Annotated in this window: 14 protein-coding genes and 2 pseudogenes; 8 read left to right on the top strand and 8 right to left on the bottom strand. The window is 59.4% G+C overall.

The window, feature by feature from the left end; all coding sequences use genetic code 11:
* Nucleotides 1-65 precede the first annotated feature (65 nt).
* Nucleotides 66-1007 carry a glutathione synthase gene (gshB, locus tag AC1D1B_RS03815; protein WP_477329490.1) on the top strand — a complete coding sequence of 314 codons (942 nt, stop codon included), beginning with the start codon at nt 66-68 and terminating at the stop codon, nt 1005-1007.
* Nucleotides 1008-1132: 125 nt separating this feature from the next.
* Nucleotides 1133-1780 (top strand): annotated as a pseudogene (locus AC1D1B_RS03820) (magnesium chelatase domain-containing protein); the annotation flags it as partial.
* 172 nt (nt 1781-1952) lie between these two features.
* Here AC1D1B_RS03820 and AC1D1B_RS03825 read toward each other — a convergent pair.
* Both AC1D1B_RS03825 and AC1D1B_RS03830 read right to left on the bottom strand, forming a co-directional pair.
* Nucleotides 1953-2252 carry a hypothetical protein gene (locus AC1D1B_RS03825; protein WP_477329491.1) on the bottom strand — a complete coding sequence of 100 codons (300 nt, stop codon included), beginning with the start codon at nt 2250-2252 and terminating at the stop codon, nt 1953-1955.
* A gap of 166 nt (nt 2253-2418) precedes the next feature.
* On the bottom strand, nt 2419-2982 hold the full coding sequence (locus AC1D1B_RS03830) for a hypothetical protein (RefSeq protein ID WP_477329493.1): 564 nt from the start codon (nt 2980-2982) through the stop codon (nt 2419-2421).
* Nucleotides 2983-3157: 175 nt separating this feature from the next.
* Between AC1D1B_RS03830 and AC1D1B_RS03835 the strand changes: the two genes are divergently transcribed.
* A complete protein-coding gene (locus AC1D1B_RS03835) occupies nt 3158-5314 on the top strand; it encodes a hypothetical protein (protein WP_477329495.1) in 2157 nt (718 codons plus the stop codon).
* Between the two features lie 894 nt (nt 5315-6208).
* Here the strand turns inward: AC1D1B_RS03835 and AC1D1B_RS03840 are convergent.
* Nucleotides 6209-7519, bottom strand: a complete 1311-nt coding sequence (locus AC1D1B_RS03840) for a hypothetical protein (RefSeq protein ID WP_477329497.1) — start codon at nt 7517-7519, stop codon at nt 6209-6211.
* Between the two features lie 316 nt (nt 7520-7835).
* Here AC1D1B_RS03840 and AC1D1B_RS03845 point away from each other — a divergent pair, with 316 nt between their 5' ends.
* Nucleotides 7836-8645: a thermonuclease family protein gene (locus tag AC1D1B_RS03845; protein ID WP_477329499.1), complete on the top strand. Its 810-nt coding sequence runs from the start codon at nt 7836-7838 to the stop codon at nt 8643-8645.
* A 12-nt stretch (nt 8646-8657) separates the two neighbouring features.
* Here AC1D1B_RS03845 and AC1D1B_RS03850 read toward each other — a convergent pair whose 3' ends face one another.
* Nucleotides 8658-9290, bottom strand: coding sequence for a recombinase family protein (locus tag AC1D1B_RS03850; protein ID WP_477329501.1), 633 nt, complete (start codon nt 9288-9290; stop codon nt 8658-8660).
* Nucleotides 9291-9701: 411 nt separating this feature from the next.
* Between AC1D1B_RS03850 and AC1D1B_RS03855 the strand changes: the two genes are divergently transcribed.
* Together AC1D1B_RS03855 and AC1D1B_RS03860 are read left to right on the top strand one after the other, a co-directional pair.
* Complete coding sequence (locus tag AC1D1B_RS03855) at nt 9702-10316, top strand: hypothetical protein (protein WP_477329503.1); 615 nt, start codon at nt 9702-9704, stop codon at nt 10314-10316.
* 303 nt (nt 10317-10619) lie between these two features.
* Nucleotides 10620-10874 (top strand): DUF982 domain-containing protein, encoded by a 255-nt coding sequence (locus AC1D1B_RS03860; protein ID WP_477329505.1) that lies wholly within the window; start codon nt 10620-10622, stop codon nt 10872-10874.
* Between the two features lie 4 nt (nt 10875-10878).
* Here the strand turns inward: AC1D1B_RS03860 and AC1D1B_RS03865 are convergent, their stop codons facing one another.
* Nucleotides 10879-11142: a hypothetical protein gene (locus AC1D1B_RS03865; RefSeq protein WP_477330529.1), complete on the bottom strand. Its 264-nt coding sequence runs from the start codon at nt 11140-11142 to the stop codon at nt 10879-10881.
* Nucleotides 11143-11361: 219 nt separating this feature from the next.
* Between AC1D1B_RS03865 and AC1D1B_RS03870 the strand changes: the two genes are divergently transcribed.
* Complete coding sequence (locus AC1D1B_RS03870; RefSeq protein WP_477329507.1) at nt 11362-11649, top strand: hypothetical protein; 288 nt, start codon at nt 11362-11364, stop codon at nt 11647-11649.
* 345 nt (nt 11650-11994) lie between these two features.
* Here the strand turns inward: AC1D1B_RS03870 and AC1D1B_RS03875 are convergent, their stop codons facing one another.
* Together AC1D1B_RS03875 and AC1D1B_RS03880 are read right to left on the bottom strand one after the other, a co-directional pair.
* Entirely contained in the window at nt 11995-12705 is a 711-nt protein-coding gene (locus tag AC1D1B_RS03875; RefSeq protein ID WP_477329509.1) for a hypothetical protein, read from the bottom strand.
* A gap of 87 nt (nt 12706-12792) precedes the next feature.
* Nucleotides 12793-14376, bottom strand: coding sequence for a recombinase family protein (locus AC1D1B_RS03880; protein WP_477329511.1), 1584 nt, complete (start codon nt 14374-14376; stop codon nt 12793-12795).
* A 34-nt stretch (nt 14377-14410) separates the two neighbouring features.
* Here AC1D1B_RS03880 and AC1D1B_RS03885 point away from each other — a divergent pair.
* Nucleotides 14411-15313: pseudogene (locus AC1D1B_RS03885) on the top strand (YifB family Mg chelatase-like AAA ATPase); the annotation flags it as partial.
* Nucleotides 15314-15513: 200 nt separating this feature from the next.
* Here the strand turns inward: AC1D1B_RS03885 and AC1D1B_RS03890 are convergent.
* Nucleotides 15514-17679 (bottom strand): malate synthase G, encoded by a 2166-nt coding sequence (locus AC1D1B_RS03890; protein ID WP_477329513.1) that lies wholly within the window; start codon nt 17677-17679, stop codon nt 15514-15516.
* Nucleotides 17680-17699 lie beyond the last annotated feature (20 nt).

Below are 17699 nucleotides of genomic sequence, written 5' to 3' on the forward strand. Positions count from 1 at the left end.
TTCCGTATATCGCTCTCGTCGACGCATCGACCCGAACGTCGCTCCAATCGCGCCGGAGACCCGCCATGAAGCTGAAAATCGCCGTCCAGATGGACCATGTCTCCACTGTCTCGATCGCCGGCGACTCGTCGTTTGCGCTGTCGCTGGAAGCACAGCGGCGCGGCCACCAATTGTTCCATTACACGCCCGAGCGGCTGTCGATGCTGGGTGGCAAGGTGTTCGCCCGCATCGAGGAGATGAAGCTCCGCGACGAGAAGGGCAATCACTACACGCTGGGCGACAAGGTGCGCACCGACCTGTCGGAGATGGACGTGATCCTGCTGCGCCAGGACCCGCCCTTCGACATGAACTACATCACCACGACGCATATTCTGGAGCGCATCCACCCGAAGACATTGGTCGTCAACGACCCGGCCTGGGTGCGCAACAGCCCGGAAAAGATCTTCGTCACCGAATTTCCAGACCTGATGCCGGAAACGCTGATCACCAAGGATCCGCAGGAGGTCGCCGCCTTCCGCAAGGAATTCGGCGACATCATCGTCAAGCCGCTCTACGGCAATGGTGGCGCCGGTATCTTCCATCTCAAGGAGGATGACCGCAATCTCGCCTCGCTGCTCGAAATGTTCGGCCAGCTGTCGCGCGAGCCCTATATCGTCCAGCGCTATCTCAAGGACGTGCGCAAGGGCGACAAGCGTATCATCCTGATCGATGGCGAGGCGGTGGGCGCCATCAACCGTGTGCCGGCCGACCACGATTCACGTTCCAACATGCATGTCGGCGGCCGCGCCGAAAAGACAGAGTTGACGGAACGCGAGCGCGAGATCTGCGCCCGCATCGGACCATCGCTGAGGGAACGCGGCTTCATCCTGGTCGGCATCGACGTCATCGGCGACTACATGACCGAGATCAACGTGACCTCACCGACCGGCGTGCGCGAAGTGGAGCGTTTCGGCGGCGCCGACATTGCGAGCCTGTTCTGGGATGCGGTGGAGGCAAAGCGGAAGTAGGCGCGGGGCGGGATGTTCCTGTAATGTTCTTGCCTTGGCTTGAAATCTGTGGTTGTCTTGTCCTGACGTCGCTCGCGGCCTGAACCACAAGGCCGAGGCGAGCCTGTATCCGGGGGCAGAGCAAAATGGTGGCGCGGGTTCGCACGGTTGCTTTCCAGGGCATCGAGGCCGTGCCGGTCGATGTCCAGGTGATGATCGCGCCGGGCAAGGTCGGCATGCAGATCGTCGGTCTGGCCGACAAGGCGGTGACCGAGAGCCGCGAACGGGTGCAGGCCGCACTCCATGCCTCAGGCCTGTCGATGCCGTCGAAGAAGGTGACCGTCAACCTGGCGCCTGCCGACCTGCCCAAGGAAGGCAGCCATTACGACTTGCCGATCGCGCTCGGCCTGATGGCCGCACTCGGCGCCATTCCGGGCGACATGCTGGCCAGCTATGTCGTGCTCGGAGAATTGTCGCTCGACGGCACCATTGCCGCTGTCGCCGGAGCGCTGCCCGCCGCGATCGGCGCTAATTCCGAGGGAAAGGGCCTGATCTGCCCGTTCGGCTGTGGGCCGGAAGCGGCATGGGCGGGCAAGGATTTCGACATATTGGCGCCGCGCAGCCTGATTGCCATCGCCAATCATTTTCGCGGCACGCAGGTGCTGTCGCGGCCCGAGCCCGGCATTCATGTCTCGGCGCGCGACCTGCCCGACCTCGCCGACATCAAGGGCCAGGAGAGCGCCAAGCGGGCGCTGGAAGTGGCCGCGGCCGGCGGCCATAATCTGCTCATGATGTGTACGAAAGACCCCATTCTAAGGGCCTGGCTCTGCGCTTGATTAAATGGACCGCGCGAAATCGCGCTCGACGACCATGCTTGCAGGCCGCGTACGTAGCGCTCAGTTGGTTAGCCCAGCCCTCCCCCTACCTGGGAGATTATTAAGATCACAAACGAGACGGCGAGAAAGATCAAACTCCACAAGGAAACCTGACCCGAGGTCCTTTAACCTCAATGTTCAGAAGCTTGAATTGAAGGTCTCCGCTTGGAGAGCGAAATAAGAAAACAACCAGTGTTGCGACAAGTGCTGCAAAACCGGCAACGGCTATGGGGGAGAGTGCTCTTAGCTGAGTTTCCAGTTCCCCAAAACGGCCAAATGATGGGTTGTAGAAATCGTTGAGGAATGCAAGAACGAAGGCAAATAGGCAGATCGCGAACGCGAGGGCAAACCACCACTCGATGAGCTTCCTCGGCGACACGAGCTTCTCCATCCGCAAGCCTGTTAATCGATGACGGATCAAATTGGTAGGATCATCAAGTATATAATGTATCCACCAAATTCTCAATGAACCTTGACATGAGCCAGAACCTCAACCCGAACGGTCAAACGTCACGGAGGCCCGCGCGAGTTCATGATGTGGTGCGGCCTAATCCAGCCTACTTAGAAAGCACCCTTTGAACGATAAATGGCATATCGATTGAATTTGAGACACCTTGCTCGCACGTCAGAAATATCTTATTGGAATATAGATCGGGATAGTATTTTTGGTTGACGTAATCATCCGGCGATATTCTATCACTTGTGGCGTATTCCACAAATCTAATCGCAACCCTGGCGCTATCAACACCTGACCGTATCTCAATTTTATTGCTATAGCTGCCATCACTTTTCCATTTTATGTATTCCTGATTTGATAGCTTTACCTCGCAATCGGTTAGCTCAACGTCAAATTTCTTTAGTACTGTCATCTCCAGACGCATCGTTAAAAAATTGGGCTCGCTATAACTCTTCACTTGAATAGTCGCCCTTACATCATCTATATGAATGCCCGCCGCTACGCTGCCAAACCATGCCCTATAATGCAAGACTATTGCATCAATATTTCCGGTCAGCCCGGCAATGGCCGCGACTGCAGCGACTGCCACGGCCCAATATTTCTTAAGAAGACCCCGCATTGGTCCTTTGCCTGGCTTATTGGGAGTAGCTTTCTTGATCGGCATGAAGAAATGGTACTATGGCGGGCAGAAAAAGGAAAAGGTTTGATCGCTGGTTCATGCCCGGAAGGCGAGCGAAGATGTCCCGAGTGACCACCGACTTGATGCAAGGCTATAAACCCCTGGCTAATGCTCCGAAAAATAGCGTAATTGACGATCTCCATTCAATTGAGTTGCCTTTATGACTGAAGTCACCAAGCATGCCCTTAGGGTCTATTCATCAGTCTCTGCCTTGAAGGGCAAGCACGGTGACGTCCTCGATGCGGTGATCCCGTTCTTTGACCCTATCCTTCGGCTCTTAGACGGCAAGATATTCGATCCCAAGTTGATCGTGGCGGGCGTTCACAAGATGTACCATTGGCGGATGACGCGAGAGGTCGTGGAACAATTCATTCCGCGACTGCTGGCACTGAAGCTTCTTGAGAGGCACGGGGTTGGCGCCCGTATGATGTACGTAGTGACCTATCACACTTCGGCAGTGCCAGATGATAGTAGCGACATTACGCAAACCTTCGAAGCAATCATTGATGAGTTTGCCAAGTTTCCGCCGATCATCACGGACCTGTTGAATTACACACGCACGCGCGACCAACTCGCCGACATTCTCATTCGTTTTCTCGTCAGTTCCAACGTCCTGTTCCAACCAAGCGGCGCGCTGCCGAACGTCGTAACGGGCAGTCTCGGAGAACTTGACAAGCTGCCTGAAGGCGGCCGCCCGTTGCCAGAGTACGATAGGTACATGGCCGCTCGGTTTGTCCAGCATCTGCTGAAGGAACGGGCCGACCTTGTGCCCTATCTTTCGACGTTCGCGTCAATCGGCCTACTCACTGAGGTGGTCGACGACTTCGTCCGACCTACTGAGCACGCTGTGCAGACTGACCTAACTGTTGTTGTGGATGGGCCACTGGCTCTGGACTACCTGGGGCTATCCGGAAAGGACATCCAGACCGACATTCGAACCGTGCTGGATGGCCTGCGTGCCATAGGCTGCAAGATCGTTGTCTTTCCCGTTACCTGCGGTGAGATGTCCCGGAATTTGAAGGCCATGTTGGGCAACTCGCTCCCTGATCGGTACGGTTACACGCACAGCGCTATGGTCGCCGGCGAGGTGCTTTCGGACTATGTCCTGTCTGTCGCCAACAACCCTGAGGGGGCGTTGGAGATGAGTGGCATTTTGGTCAAAGATGCTAACCTTACTCACTACCCCAATTCTCACAAATACTTCACGGGTGAGATGCATGACGACTTCATGTCAAAGATCGCGTGGGGTCTGGACATACGATCTCGGGAGCATGACGCCGACTGTTTGACGCTTCTAATGCGGTTGCGCGACGGGAAACATTCGCGTGACGTATTCAATTGCAGGTATGTCTTTGTTACCCGCAACGTGGCCTTTGCCCGGCAATCTCGCGAATACTGTTTGGCTGCGAGGCAGCTCTACTCCTCCCAAGAAGGCCCCGTTGTTCACCAACGTGACCTTGCCACGATTGCGTGGCTGCGGACTGGGTTGGGTGCCACGGAAGCGATCCCACGAAATGTCCTCATCGCTCACTGCAACAGAGTTCTTCAGGTTCGTCCGGAACTGGTGCAGACCGTTAAGGACAAGCTCCGCGCGTTCTCGCCTGAGAAGCTGGAGCAATATCAAGCGTTGCTACTGGATCAGCGGAGCATTCGAAAGCTTGCTGATGCGACGCTCAACGATGAGAAGGTGGTGACGGGAGAAAACGCGGCCGAGCTTCTGGAACTGATGCGCAACGCTACAGCCGAGGAAGTGAAATCGGCGTACGAAGCGAAGCTGGCGGATGCAAAGAACAGGCATTCTCAAGCGCAGCGAGCGGCAAACGCTAAACACATCGGCGATTTGTCCGAGCGCGAGGAAGAGGTCCGATCGCTTCGTGAGAGCCTTGACCGTGTGGAACGAGAGAGATCGCAACTCGACGATCAAAGGCGCCAAGCGGTAAGCACGATGCTGGTCGCCGTAAATCGAAACAGCAGGCTTGTGCGGACTGGTGCAAACCTTTCATTGATCGCCTTGGGCGTCGCCTTTGTCGCAGACATTTTGATAGGCATTTTCCCCGCTACAAACATAGCCTGGAGTTGGGCTCTCCGGGGTATGGGTGCCGTAGGTATCTATCAAACGATAGCCGGATTATTGCACTGGCCGCAGTGGGGGCTGACAAATCTTCTGGATTGGAATGCCCGCCGCAAGCTCCGAAATGAGATCGTGGAGCGCGGTTTGAGTTGGGTGACCTCGGCCGACTTTCGCATTAAGGACGGTAACGTAGTTGATAGGCCACTCGTTATCGAGCATGATCGTAGTGAGGGCGGCGAGCATTAGGTCCAAAGCAGCTTCTAGCACCGCCGAAGCCGAGCTCAACCGGCAACCTCATTATAGGCCCACGGGTTCGCGCTCGGAAGCAAGCCGGCGGTTAATAGCTCAACCGCGCTTTCGATGTCTGCGCCAAGGTGGCGTATCATTCGCCCTCGTGGTCGTGGATAGACGTGCAGGCCCTTTCCCGTAGGCCCTTCGCCCCATCGCTTGTGCGAGCCAGAAGCCATGCGATGGACGAGCTTCGCCGCCTGCACGCTCTTATACTCTGCTTTCGTCTCCGGCTGCGGGTCGGCACGAATGGCAAGCTCGATTGTCACCCACGCTGCGATTACTCGATGGGGGTCTACCTTTGCCTTTCTCAGCCTCGCCCAAGCGGCTCGGGCGCGATCCTGAGGTGACAGACCGCGAAGCCTGAACGCCTCCACATGAGGCCCTGAGCAACGGTAGAGCGTCTCGACGCGGTCAATGGCATTGCGGACCCACTTGTCGTTTGCGTTCGCCTCCAGCCAGGCCTCTGCAGCAGCGCGATGCCTGGCTAACTGGGCGGCAGTGTATGAGGGCTTATACGGACTGCCGTGTCGTGAGTAATGATCTGAGTGTGAGCGACAGAAACGGGTGTCCAGACCGTCCTCTGTGCCCGCACGGGCAGGCTTGCCGCACCCCACGACACGGCAGTGTGTGAACATATGGCTTGGGTTTGCTGCTCGGGCTTTGACCTCATTCTTGCGCTCTCGCTTCTTCGACCAATTCGTCAATCTCGGGTCCCTCTTAGGTGTTCCTTGGGTCTCCCCTTAAGGGAACCAAACAGTGGGGTGAACGGCTACCTGAGCAGGAGCAGAGGTGGCCTTAGGATGCAGATGAAGGTTGATAGGATCTGATACAGAGACAAAGTCTCCCCCCTCAGTCTTCAACCGTGACAGTGCCTTCAACACCGGCGTGAGCCTTGAACACAGTTAGCATGGTCTCCTTGGTCACCGACACCTTGGAGGATGGAACCATCACCGCATCATGGATCGGTAGAGCGACAATGCCCTTCGCTCGAAGATCAAGGAGAACGTCGACAAGGATGCTGCTCTCAATGAACTGAGCGTCATGACCAAGACCCTTGTGGAAATGATCTTTGATTAATGGGTGCTTGGCTTCGATGGCGTCGACCACCTCGCCGATCCTGTCGGCCTTGCGGAACAGCTTGCGAGTGTCCTTGGGGAACCTGTCGAGCCGTCGCTCGGCAAATATCATGGCGCTCATCACCTTCTTGATGCCATCTCGCTCATGGTTGTACCTGGGCATCGAATAGAGGTCGCCGGCGGCTGGGAGGTGGCCTGCCATGCCGTAGAGGATGCGTGCGCCCACTTGACCGTAGTCCAGCTCCACGGCCTTCTCTGCCCCGATCTTGAGGCCCTGTCGTCGCTCGTGCTTCCGCAGTTGCTGCCAGAAGCCTCCGAACATCCTGCCGCCACTGGTGAACCTCGCTTGGGTGAATACGCGACGTAGGCGCCTGTCGTCGATGTCGAACGATGTGTGCGGCCAAGGAATACCCAAGGCATCATACCGGAGATCGGCCGACGCCAACCACTGGTTGATCGCATTAAGCTCGCGGCGGTAACGCTCTGTGATGGGGGTGTCCGCATACTGCTCCAGTCCCCCTTCATCCCAATAATCTTTAGCGTCCTTCACCCGCTTGAGAATGATGGTCTCGCCGTGAGGATGTTCGTCGAGGTCGCCAGTCTCGATGTCGCCGTCATCCATTCGCGACAGTAGGGTCGGACCCGGTCGGATAACCGTCGATTTGGAAGCGCCAGGTATCGGAGGGGCCGTGTTCTGACGCACATAACCCAGCTCGGGCTTGGCGAGGAGGTCCAAGATGCGCGGAAATACCTTGCTATAAGCTCGTGGCCTATACCGGCTCTTCGTCCCTAAGCGCCTGTTGGAGCGGGTGACGTAAATTCCCTCGGGATAGTCCACGAGGTGATGATGCATGAGGTCGGAAAGGATCGCGTCTACAGTCAGGTCGAAGGTTTCTTGGTCTGCCACCCGGCGCTTGTTCCTCGTCAGCCCTGAACGATGCTCGTAGTTCAGGAGCGACCTGATGGCTTCCGCCACGATGCCCTTAGCGTTGTCCGATGAAGCAAACCGATAGGCATTGAGAGCACGATCGCGTTCGTCATCTTCGTCATCTGATGTCGCGATAAGCGAGGCGATCTGATCCAACTGCAGCCTTCCAATTCTTCAAAATGACCACCCCGCTCCCACGGGCACACAGAGGGCCACGGGCGGTCATGAGGTCGGGTAGGGGGAAAGGGGCCTCGGCAGCGCCTCGCGGGTCTCAGCGCGCGCCTACGGCGACCTGCCACCGGTTGCCGTTGGCCAGTGGGATACCGCAAGTCAGGCGGCTTGGCCATCCGAGGGACAGAGGCAAAAGCGCACGGGCTGTGCCTCACCCCGGTGTAGTGATAGGCTGGGCTTCGACCCCATTTGCCGGACGCAACGCTGCGGGGTCTGCCTGTGAGGCCGGGGGGCATTCACAATGGAACCCGAGGACCTGAAGTCCCGTATCGAGACTGCGTTGGGTCGCGGTCATCTCAGCCATTGGCAAAGACAATTCCTGGTCGACATTCACGCCCGTCTGGCGAAGTACGGCCCCAACACGAGGCTGACTGACAAGCAGCGCGCCAAGCTCATTGAGGCTATCGGCTACGCCCCACCAGTCAGCCAGGCACCGCCGCAGCCACGCCCTATCGGCCCTCATTCGACCCGGTGGAGGCTGCGCCGCCGACGGAACCCACTTGCGCGCGAGGCTCGTTATCTGGCCGGTCGATTTGCCAGAGCCTTTGGGTTCGCAGCGGCATTGATTGTCGGGTCCCTGATCTACTCCTACGTTACAGGACACCTCCACATTCCTTCTTCAAGCGGTTGGGCCTTCGGGTCGCCAGAGGCCGACACCACCACCGCCATGCCATTGACGAGGAGCCAGTTCACGATCACGGACGGGGACACCATCAGGCTTATCGGTGCCGCGAAAGGGACCCGGCTGGTCGGCTTCAATGCGCCCGAAAGCATCGAGCCAAGGTGCGACGCTGAGGCAGACCTTGGGCGTCGAGCGAAGGCACGCCTCAAAGAGTTGGTTGCCAACGCGCAGCTGGAGCTGAAGATGGTGCCCTGTTCTTGCCCGGCAGGCACTGAGGGCACCGGCAAGTGCAACTACGGGCGAAGTTGCGGCTCACTCTTTGCCGATGGCCAAGATGTGGGCGACGTATTGGTGTCGGAGGGGCTGGCCGTCCCGTTCGCCTGCGGCTCTACAAGCTGTCCGCCAACGCCCCGCCCTTGGTGCGGATAGGACGCCTTCACCTCACCCTCCGGCGGTGTCGGCTCCTTCGAGGCGCTTCGCCAGCTTTGCGAGCGTCGAGCGCGAACAGTTGGTGGCTCGCACAACGGTGTTCCAGCTCTGGCCCTTCCGCAGCATGGCCATGATGGCCTCGTTACGCTCGGCGTCCTCGGGCCGGCCCTTCATGCGCCCTTCAGCCTTTGCCTTGGCGATCCCCTGAGCCTGCCTGCGACGTCGGTCGTCATAGTCCTTGCGGGCGATGGCGGCGAGCATGTCGAGAAGCATCCCGTTGATGGCGTCGAACATGCGCCCGGTGAAGGCGTCCTCGGTCTTCAGCATCATGTGCGAGGTCGGCAAGTCCAGCGCTACGACCTTGACCTCTCGATCCTTAATCTCGCGCTTGAGCTGGTCCCAGTCCTTGTCCGACAGGCGGCTCAGGCGGTCGACCTGTTCGGTCAGCAGGATATCGCCGGGCTTGCTGTCCCTGAGCAGCCGGAACAGCTCTGGCCTGTGCAGCGACGCCCCGCTCTCGTTCTCCTCGTAAGTGGCGGCGATGGTCAGCCCTCGGTCGCGGCAGAACGCCTCAAGGTCCTCCCGCGCACGCCCTGCGTCCTGCTCCTTGGTCGACGCCCTGAGGTAGGCTCGGATGAATGCCATGGTGTGCGCTCCAGTTCGGTTTGACTGGTTCGCTAATAGGTGGTTCGGTTTGACTGGTCAAGGGCTATTTATCGAACCACCTTCGACCCGGTTCGGAAAGGGCACACCCAATCAGACCGGGGCGGCTGGTCCCCCTACAACCCCCAAGAGGACGTTGAGCACAGTTGATTACGTTGAGAACTGGATCACCGGAGTACCGCTTGGCAGCCGTAAGCCCATGATAACTCTTCTCTATTTTTGCAAAAGTGCGCGATATGGCGCAATTCATTGCTCCTAATAGACACTCTATCCTGTATTTTCCAATCGTGTTATCTTCAATTGGCCGCATTAGATGCAGCCAGATCATGCGCCTAACCGCATGTCGCGGACAGTTGGCGGATATGGCAGGTTGAAGCATCAAAGGAGCATACGATGGCTAACGCAAAACAGGCTGCCGCGAAGAAATTGAATATGGCTGAGAGAGCCCAGCAGCAAATGGACGTGCATTTCCCTAACTACCCGCCAGCTTTGATTTGGCGCCGCAAGACCAACGACGGCTTCACCACGGTACCTCGCACGCTCCCAATTGCCATGCAGGCAATCGACATGCAGTCGAAGGGGACACCAGCCGGCCACACGCTGTTTTGTCTTTGGGCTCGCGCTCCCGATCATCCTTTCATGACGGTTGAGAACCCCGCCACGTTCGCTGCTGAGGCCGGCTTCTTCGGAGAACGAGCCGTTGACACTTGGCGCAAGCGCATGAAGCGGCTCCGAGAACTCAATTTCATTGCCACCAAATCCGGTGCATCCGGCGAGTTCCACTATGTCTTGTTGACGAACCCAAACGCTGCCGTCGAGTGGATGAGGACGCAGGGTCAGGTCCAAGACGTGATCTACTCAAGGTTCTTAGACCGGTTGAACGACGTCGGCGGGGGCAACGACATCAAGGCCTACTATGCCTATTGGCATCAAGTCCAAGCAGCGAATGCTGCCCAGCCTAAGGAAGGCGAAGGCAATGAGCCGGCAGCACAAACCCCCGTCGTCTAACATCTCCAGTTGGTTGAGATCGGGATTAGGGCGATTGTCCATCGGCACCTCGATTACACCGTTGGCGATCGTTCTAATGTTGATTGTTGCGGCGACGGCACACTACCGTCTGGAAATCACGTCGATAGGCCTCCGCTTTGAACCGCAGAGCCTCGCCGGGGAGCCGGGCAGTCGGTGACCCGACCTCATCGCCCCGCCTGAAGGAAACGAAGGGGGTACGGGGGTACGCTGCCTGAGCTACTTGTCCGATCCCCCGCTCAGAAATCTCTACCAAATATTCCGGCCCCACATTAGTAATCCCTCATGCCTCTCCATTGGTTCAATCCTCCGGTGCCTGTCAGGGGCGAACGTGCCGGCATGACCTACAACGTCAGCAACGTTGAGGCAGCCTCCGAGCATCTCCTGAAGTGGACCAAACGTGGCCCCAAATGGAACCTCGCGGTGCGCGTCTGCATGGCCGCCCTGGCTGATCAAGCGACAGCTCAGGAGGTCCGTAAGGCATTCCGAGCTGCGGCCAAGGAGGAGGGTATGTTGATGAGTGAGGCTGCGGAGCTATGACCCATCATTCCATATCGGGCACGTCGCCACCCACAAAGAGTGTGGTCGGTTCACCGTATTCTCCCAACGTCGGGTTGGCCTCGCGTGACCACGCAATGACCCCGGCATGCTTCCCTGACAAGGCCTTTGCAGTCCTTATCGCCCGGTCCTCGGTCTGCTGCTCGGCTGGCCCGTAGACGGGCTGGAGGTCGCCGCTCTCATCGCGGTCGAAGGCGGTGACGACGATCAGCTTGGATGCCTTCTGCTGAGGAAGGATGTTATCTGACATGGTGATGCTTTCCATTGGCCGTTAGTCGTTCCCGCTGCGCTTCCGTCTGTGCCACCCCCGGCTGAACCCATAGCTCACCGCAGGAGCCCATAGCGCCACCTCACGCTCCAATGTGGCATTGGCGACAAGAAGCGCCTTCACAGCCTCTCGGGCATCCCCGCCGCATGTTGCAATGACCTCATCGGCCGCAAGCTCCCAGTCCATCGCGGGAGGGTCGACTTGCTGTTGTTCGGCTGGCATTGCTCTGCCTCACAGGTATGTCTCGCCATCGCCGCGATGCTCAAAGCAGAACCAATGCGGTGCCTGCTTTGGCTTCGCGAAACCCCACCCGCCATCCTTGCCGCAGCCAGGGCGCTCGCACCAATGGTGCTGGATGCCGGGTGCCGTGATGTGCTCTGGCCTTGGGAGGCTGATTTCGTCACCCACGATTTGGTCCACGCCGGTCACTCCAAACGCTGGATGTCTTCAGTGAACAAAAAAGGAACAAAACTGTCAAGGATGAATTGACTGAGAGAGGAAAGAGTTCCTAAGTGGTGGCATGCCCGACACCGGCGGAAGACGAAAGCGCGGGGGCGCATGGAACCTCAGCAATGCCCATGAGGTCGGGCAGTTGGTGCTTGTTCGCTGTGGGCTATGCAACGTCAAACGCTGGTATCAGCCGAGTGACCTGAGGGAAATCTTCGGGAACATTGAGGCTGAGTTGGTGGGGACCAAGATGAGCTGCGAACGATGCGGCAAGAACGATTGCATGCATGCGGAGACACAAAACCCAACGGCTCGAGAACGGCAGGCCATTCGGGTTAGGCGGCTTGCCGAAATCAGGACAATGCGGCGGGTCGTTTGGAGGGACGATTAGCCCCTTGTGATACGATGCCTCACCCGAGAAGGGGGGCGAACACTTACCGAAACGCCAGATCGTATCTTAAGGGTTCGAAGCATCTCACCTAAGGCACGATCAAAAGCGGGCTCATCATCAAATGCGGTGTACGCGCCCGCCAAAATGGGAAGTCCAATGTCGGGGTCTCCCTTGCTACATTCAAGCACCGCCCCGATTTGATCGTATACCGTGTCACTTCCGATCTTGATCCTGGAGTATTTCTTCATGTTCAGGACCTCTTGGGTCGTTGACACCCCTACACCTTCCGCATCATAGACCCAAACATAAGATCCAATCTTAGATATTCTCTCCATCTTCCGACATTGCTTAATAAGATCAGCAGATCGAACAATTCTCTTGCGTCCTGGAGGAACGATTTTGGACTGAACAATGATACCTTTTGACTTCGGATGATCCTCAATAGTTTGAATGCCGATATACATATCGGAACCGTACTCTTCCTCCAGAGCGCCAGGGCCTCGATCGGACAAATCTTGTGCCGCTACACGGAGCCGGTAGCCACCAAACGTCTTTTGGTCCAAGGCGGCCTCAATCGCCGACCCAATCTTGGATGTAATTTGCGCCTCTTGTGCTATGCCCCTTCTGACTTGTTGCTGGACAGTCCGATCAACGGCTGTGCGTATAGCTTCGGCGATCGCGTTCCGCGCTACCTCATCATCTATCAACCGCCCCTCCCTTAGTTGATATGTTGAGCGTATTTATTCGGCTGTTTGTACAACTAAAGCAATGGCAGTTGGCCCTTTTGCCTCCCCTCAGCCATCGTCCTTCGGCCACGCATACATGATGCTCGACACTTCGCCAGGCGAATGCTTCCAGTGGAACAACAGGAACCCAGTCGACCAATCCACTTCGACCTTGGTGAACAACTGCCGCAGGGTGGCATTTATCGCCGCTACGTCTCGCGTGCCCTCCCCCTCAGCGGCATCCACAAGCTCACTGATCGTCACTTGCACGCGGTTTGTCAGCGTGTCCGCTATTCGCCGCTCAAGGTCAGCTTTGTTGCGCCTTATGTCTTCCCGCGCTGCCTCGTTCTGCCTCAGTCGGTCGAGTAGTGCCGGAGAATGTCCTCCCCGCTCGATGGCCTCAATCACGTTCTCGATCTCGTCGCTCACTGCCATGTCGGCAGTCGTCGCCCGATCCCATTCCGCTTGCAACGCTTCGTCGGTCGAGGGGAGAAGCTCGTACAGGATCGCCGCCTTCTCCAAGATTGCCCCCTCGACATCGTTTAGACGGACCTGCCGATACTCACAGCCAGTCCCACCAGCCCGCAGCGCCTTCGCTTTCGCCACGGTGCAGACCAGATAGGGCCGGCCTCCCTTGGGTCCGCTCCCTTTGTTAACTCGGGTCATCGTTGCCCCACACTTCGGGCACTTGGCGAGCCCTGCAAGGATGTTTGCCATCCCCGCCTTGCTGCCTCCCCTGACGGCCCTCCCGTTGGTCATGGCGTTGACCCTGTCGAACGTCTCGCGGTCGATGACGGCTGGGAAATACCCCTCGACAGTGCCCGTCGGAATGCGCCGCTTCCTGCCGTCCATCACTTCGATCCGATGCGGGGTGAACGACCCAACTACGGACGGGTCCATCAGCATCTTCGCGATGTAGGTGCGATGCCAATGGCTGCCCCGGCCAAACACCGGAACCCCTTCCCGATTGAACGTTTCGGCAATGGTGTGTTGCCCCTTCCCCGCCAACGTCATGTCAAACACGCGGCTCACCACAGCGGATCGCTCGGATATCTCGTCGAACCCCGTTCGGTCGTCCCTGAGGCGTAGCCAGCCAGGGCACAACGCCGACAGTGGTTTCGCTGCCGCGTTCTTGCGCTTGTTCCCCCATGCTTCCCGCAGTCGCCGTGCCTTTGTGGCGCTCTCCTCGTTCGCCCGCGCGAAGTACATGATCGAGGCAAACAGCATCATCGTATCTTGGTTGAGGGTTTCCTTCGTGTACGTCCTGTTGTCGGTGAGCGTTACGACGTTGATCCCCGCGTCCACGATGTCTTCCAACGTCCGCAGCGCCTTGCGGGGCGTCTCCCGAGACACGCGGTCGAGGTTCTCAACAAGAAGGTACGACCCTTGCTCTACATCCCCGGATTTGACGTACGAGAGAAACTCGCCAAGCATGCCATCTGCCATGTTGCCACCCCGGAAGGCCGACTTTCCAAGGTCGTGGAACGTGAACTTGGTGTCCATCTCCAAGCCGTGCAGCGCCGCGTATTTCTCAGCTGCGTCGGTCTGTCGTCGGAAGCTGTCGCCCTTGGCTTGCTCTGGCGTGGAGAAGCGAACATAGGAGTACGCTTTTGCCCGGTTGGTGGGCGCGGCGCGTGGGGTGTGTTTCGTCATTGGCTGGGCCTTACAAGAGTGAGGGTCTTCTGTCCATAACATGCTGATGGTCGGGCCTCCAGGTTCCGGCAAGTCGATGCTGGCGCAAAGGCTGCCGTCGATCCTGCCGCCGCTGGCGCCCAAGGAACTGCTCGAAGTCTCGATGATCGCCTCGGTGGCGGGCGAGCTCGGCGAAGGCAAGCTCACCGACCGGCGGCCGTTCCGCGCCCCGCATCATTCGGCCTCGATGGCGGCAATGGTCGGCGGCGGCTTGCGGGTGCGGCCGGGCGAGGTCTCGCTCGCCCATCACGGCGTGCTGTTCCTCGACGAGTTTCCCGAATTTTCGCCGCAGACGCTGGATGCGCTGCGCCAGCCGCTGGAGACCGGCGACTGCATGATCGCGCGCGCCAACCACCGTGTCACCTATCCGGCGCGCATCCAGCTGGTGGCGGCGATGAACCCGTGCCGCTGCGGCATGGCCGGCGAACCCGGCTATCGCTGCCTGCGCGGCGAGCGCTGTCGCACCGACTATCAGGCGCGCATTTCCGGCCCGCTGCTCGACCGTATCGATCTCAGGATCGAGGTGCCCGCCGTCTCGGCCGCCGACCTGATCCGGCCCGACCGGGCGGAAAAGAGCGCCGCTGTAGCCCAGCGGGTGGCGCGTGCCCGCACCATCCAGCGTGAACGCTTCGAGCGGCTGGGCGCTACCTTCGCCACCACCAACGCGCATTGCTCGCCTTCGATCATCGAAGACATCGCCGTGCCGGACGCCGCTGGACTGTCGTTGCTGAAAGACGCCAGCGAAAAACTCGGCTTTTCCGCACGCGCCTATCACCGCGTGCTGAAAGTCGCGCGCACGCTGGCCGATCTCGACGCCAGCGAGACCGTCGGCCGCATCCATCTGGCGGAGGCGATCTCCTACCGCATGATGTCGGAGCGGATGGCGCAGGCGGCGTAGATCCCTCCCCCTTGAGGGGAGGGTGGCCGCGAAGCGGCCGGGTGGGGTCGCCGAAGAATGCTCGACCTTATGAAACTGAGCGAGGACGAGGCTCAGCGATGATATTGCTTCGCGTGTCGTCCAAGTGGGAGTCGGCGCGCTTCACGCAGGACCCCTCCCGGCCCTTCGGGCCACCCTCCCCTCAAGGAGGAGGGGGACGCTCAGGCCTTCGCCTTCAGCTCCAGCCTCCTGGCATGCAGCACCGGCTCGGTGTAGCCATTCGGCTGTTCGCGGCCCTTGAACACCAGGTCGCAGGCGGCCTGGAAGGCGATGGAACTGTCGAAGTCGGCGGCCATTGGGCGGTAGAGTGGGTCGCCGACATTCTGCAGGTCGACGGTAGCCGCCATGCGGCGCAGCGAATCCATCACCTGAATCTGCGAGCAGACCTTGTGGTGCAGCCAGTTGGCGATGTGCTGCGAGGAAATGCGCAGCGTGGCGCGGTCTTCCATCAGGCCGACATCGTTGATGTCAGGCACTTTCGAGCAGCCGACGCCCTGGTCGATCCAGCGCACGACATAACCCAGAATGCCTTGCGAATTGTTGTCGAGCTCGCGCTGGATCTCGTCCGGCGTCCAGTTCGGCCGCACCGCGACCGGCACCGACAATATGTCGTCGAGCTTTGCCTTCGGCCGGCTCTTCAGCGCTGCCTGGACGGCGTGGACATCGACCTTGTGATAGTGGGTGGCGTGCAGCGTCGCCGCGGTCGGCGACGGCACCCAGGCGGTGTTGGCTCCGGCCTTCGGATGAGCGATCTTCTGTTCCAGCATCGCCGCCATCAAATCCGGCATTGCCCACATGCCCTTGCCGATCTGGGCATGGCCGGCCAACCCGCATTCCAAGCCCGTGTCGACATTCCACGCCTCATAGGCGGAAATCCAGGCGGCCTGCTTCATGTCACCCTTGCGGATCATCGGCCCGGCTTCCATCGAGGTGTGGATCTCGTCGCCGGTGCGGTCGAGGAAGCCGGTGTTGATGAACACCACGCGCTCCTTCGCCACGCGGATCGCCTCCTTGAGGTTGACCGTGGTGCGCCGCTCCTCGTCCATGATGCCCATCTTGATGGTGTTTGCGGTCATGCCGAGCAGCGCTTCGACGCGGTCGAAAATCTCGACGGCGAAGGCGACCTCTTCCGGTCCGTGCATCTTCGGCTTCACCACATACATCGAGCCGGCGCGGGAATTCATCCGCCGCCCGCTCGGCCCAACGTCATGCAGCGCGATCAGCGCCGTCATTGCCGCATCCATAATGCCTTCCGGCACCTCATTGCCGTCGTGGTCGAGGATGGCGGGATTGGTCATGAGGTGGCCGACGTTTCTCACCAGCATCAGCGAGCGGCCGGGCAGGCTGAGCGCGCTGCCATTGGGCGTCGTCCAGGCGCGGTCCGGGTTGAGCTTGCGGACAAAAGACTTGCCACCCTTGCTGATTTCCTCGGCCAGATCGCCCTTCATCAGGCCGAGCCAGTTGCGGTAGACCACGACCTTGTCTTCGGCATCCACCGCCGCGACCGAATCCTCGCAGTCCTGGATGGTCGTCAGCGCCGATTCCAGGATGACATCGGCAATGCCGGCCGGATCGGTGCGGCCGATCTGGTTGGCACGGTCGATTGATATTTCGATGTGCAGGCCGTTCCGGATCAGCAGGATGGCTTCAGGGTTGGCGGCGTCGCCACGATAGCCGGCAAACTGTTTCGGGTTGGCCAGCGTGGTGCCGCCGGCGCCGGCGCTGAGCCGCAACGTGCTGCCAGAAACCGTCAGCCCGTTGACGCCTGCCCATTTGCCCGAAGTGAGCGGCACGGAGTCGTCTAGAAAACTCTTCGCCCAGGCAACCACCTTGGCGCCGCGCACGGGGTTGAAGCTCTTGCCCTTTTCGGCGCCGCCGGTCTCGGCGATGGCGTCGGTGCCGTAGAGCGCGTCATAGAGTGAACCCCAGCGCGCATTGGCGGCGTTGAGCGCATAGCGCGCATTCATCACCGGCACCACCAGTTGCGGCCCGGCGACGATGGCGATTTCCGGGTCGACATTGTCGGTCGAGACAGAGAAGGCCGGGCCTTCCGGCACGAGATAGCCGATCTCACGCAAGAAGGTCTTGTAGGCCTCCATGTCGATGGGCGCGCCATTGGCGCGGTACCAGGCGTCGAGCTGCTCCTGCATGGCGTCGCGCTTGGCCAGCAGCGCCCGGTTCTTCGGCGCCAGGTCGTGGACGATGGAAGAGAAGCCGTTCCAGAAGGCGTCGGCCGCAATGCCGGTGCCCGGCAGCGCGTCGCCGGCGACAAAGTCATTGAGTTCGCGGGCAATCCGCAATCCGGCGATCTCGACGCGATCGGTCATCAGGGCTTCTCCAGATGAAA

This window comes from Mesorhizobium sp. P2_C5_2 (assembly GCF_056404535.1).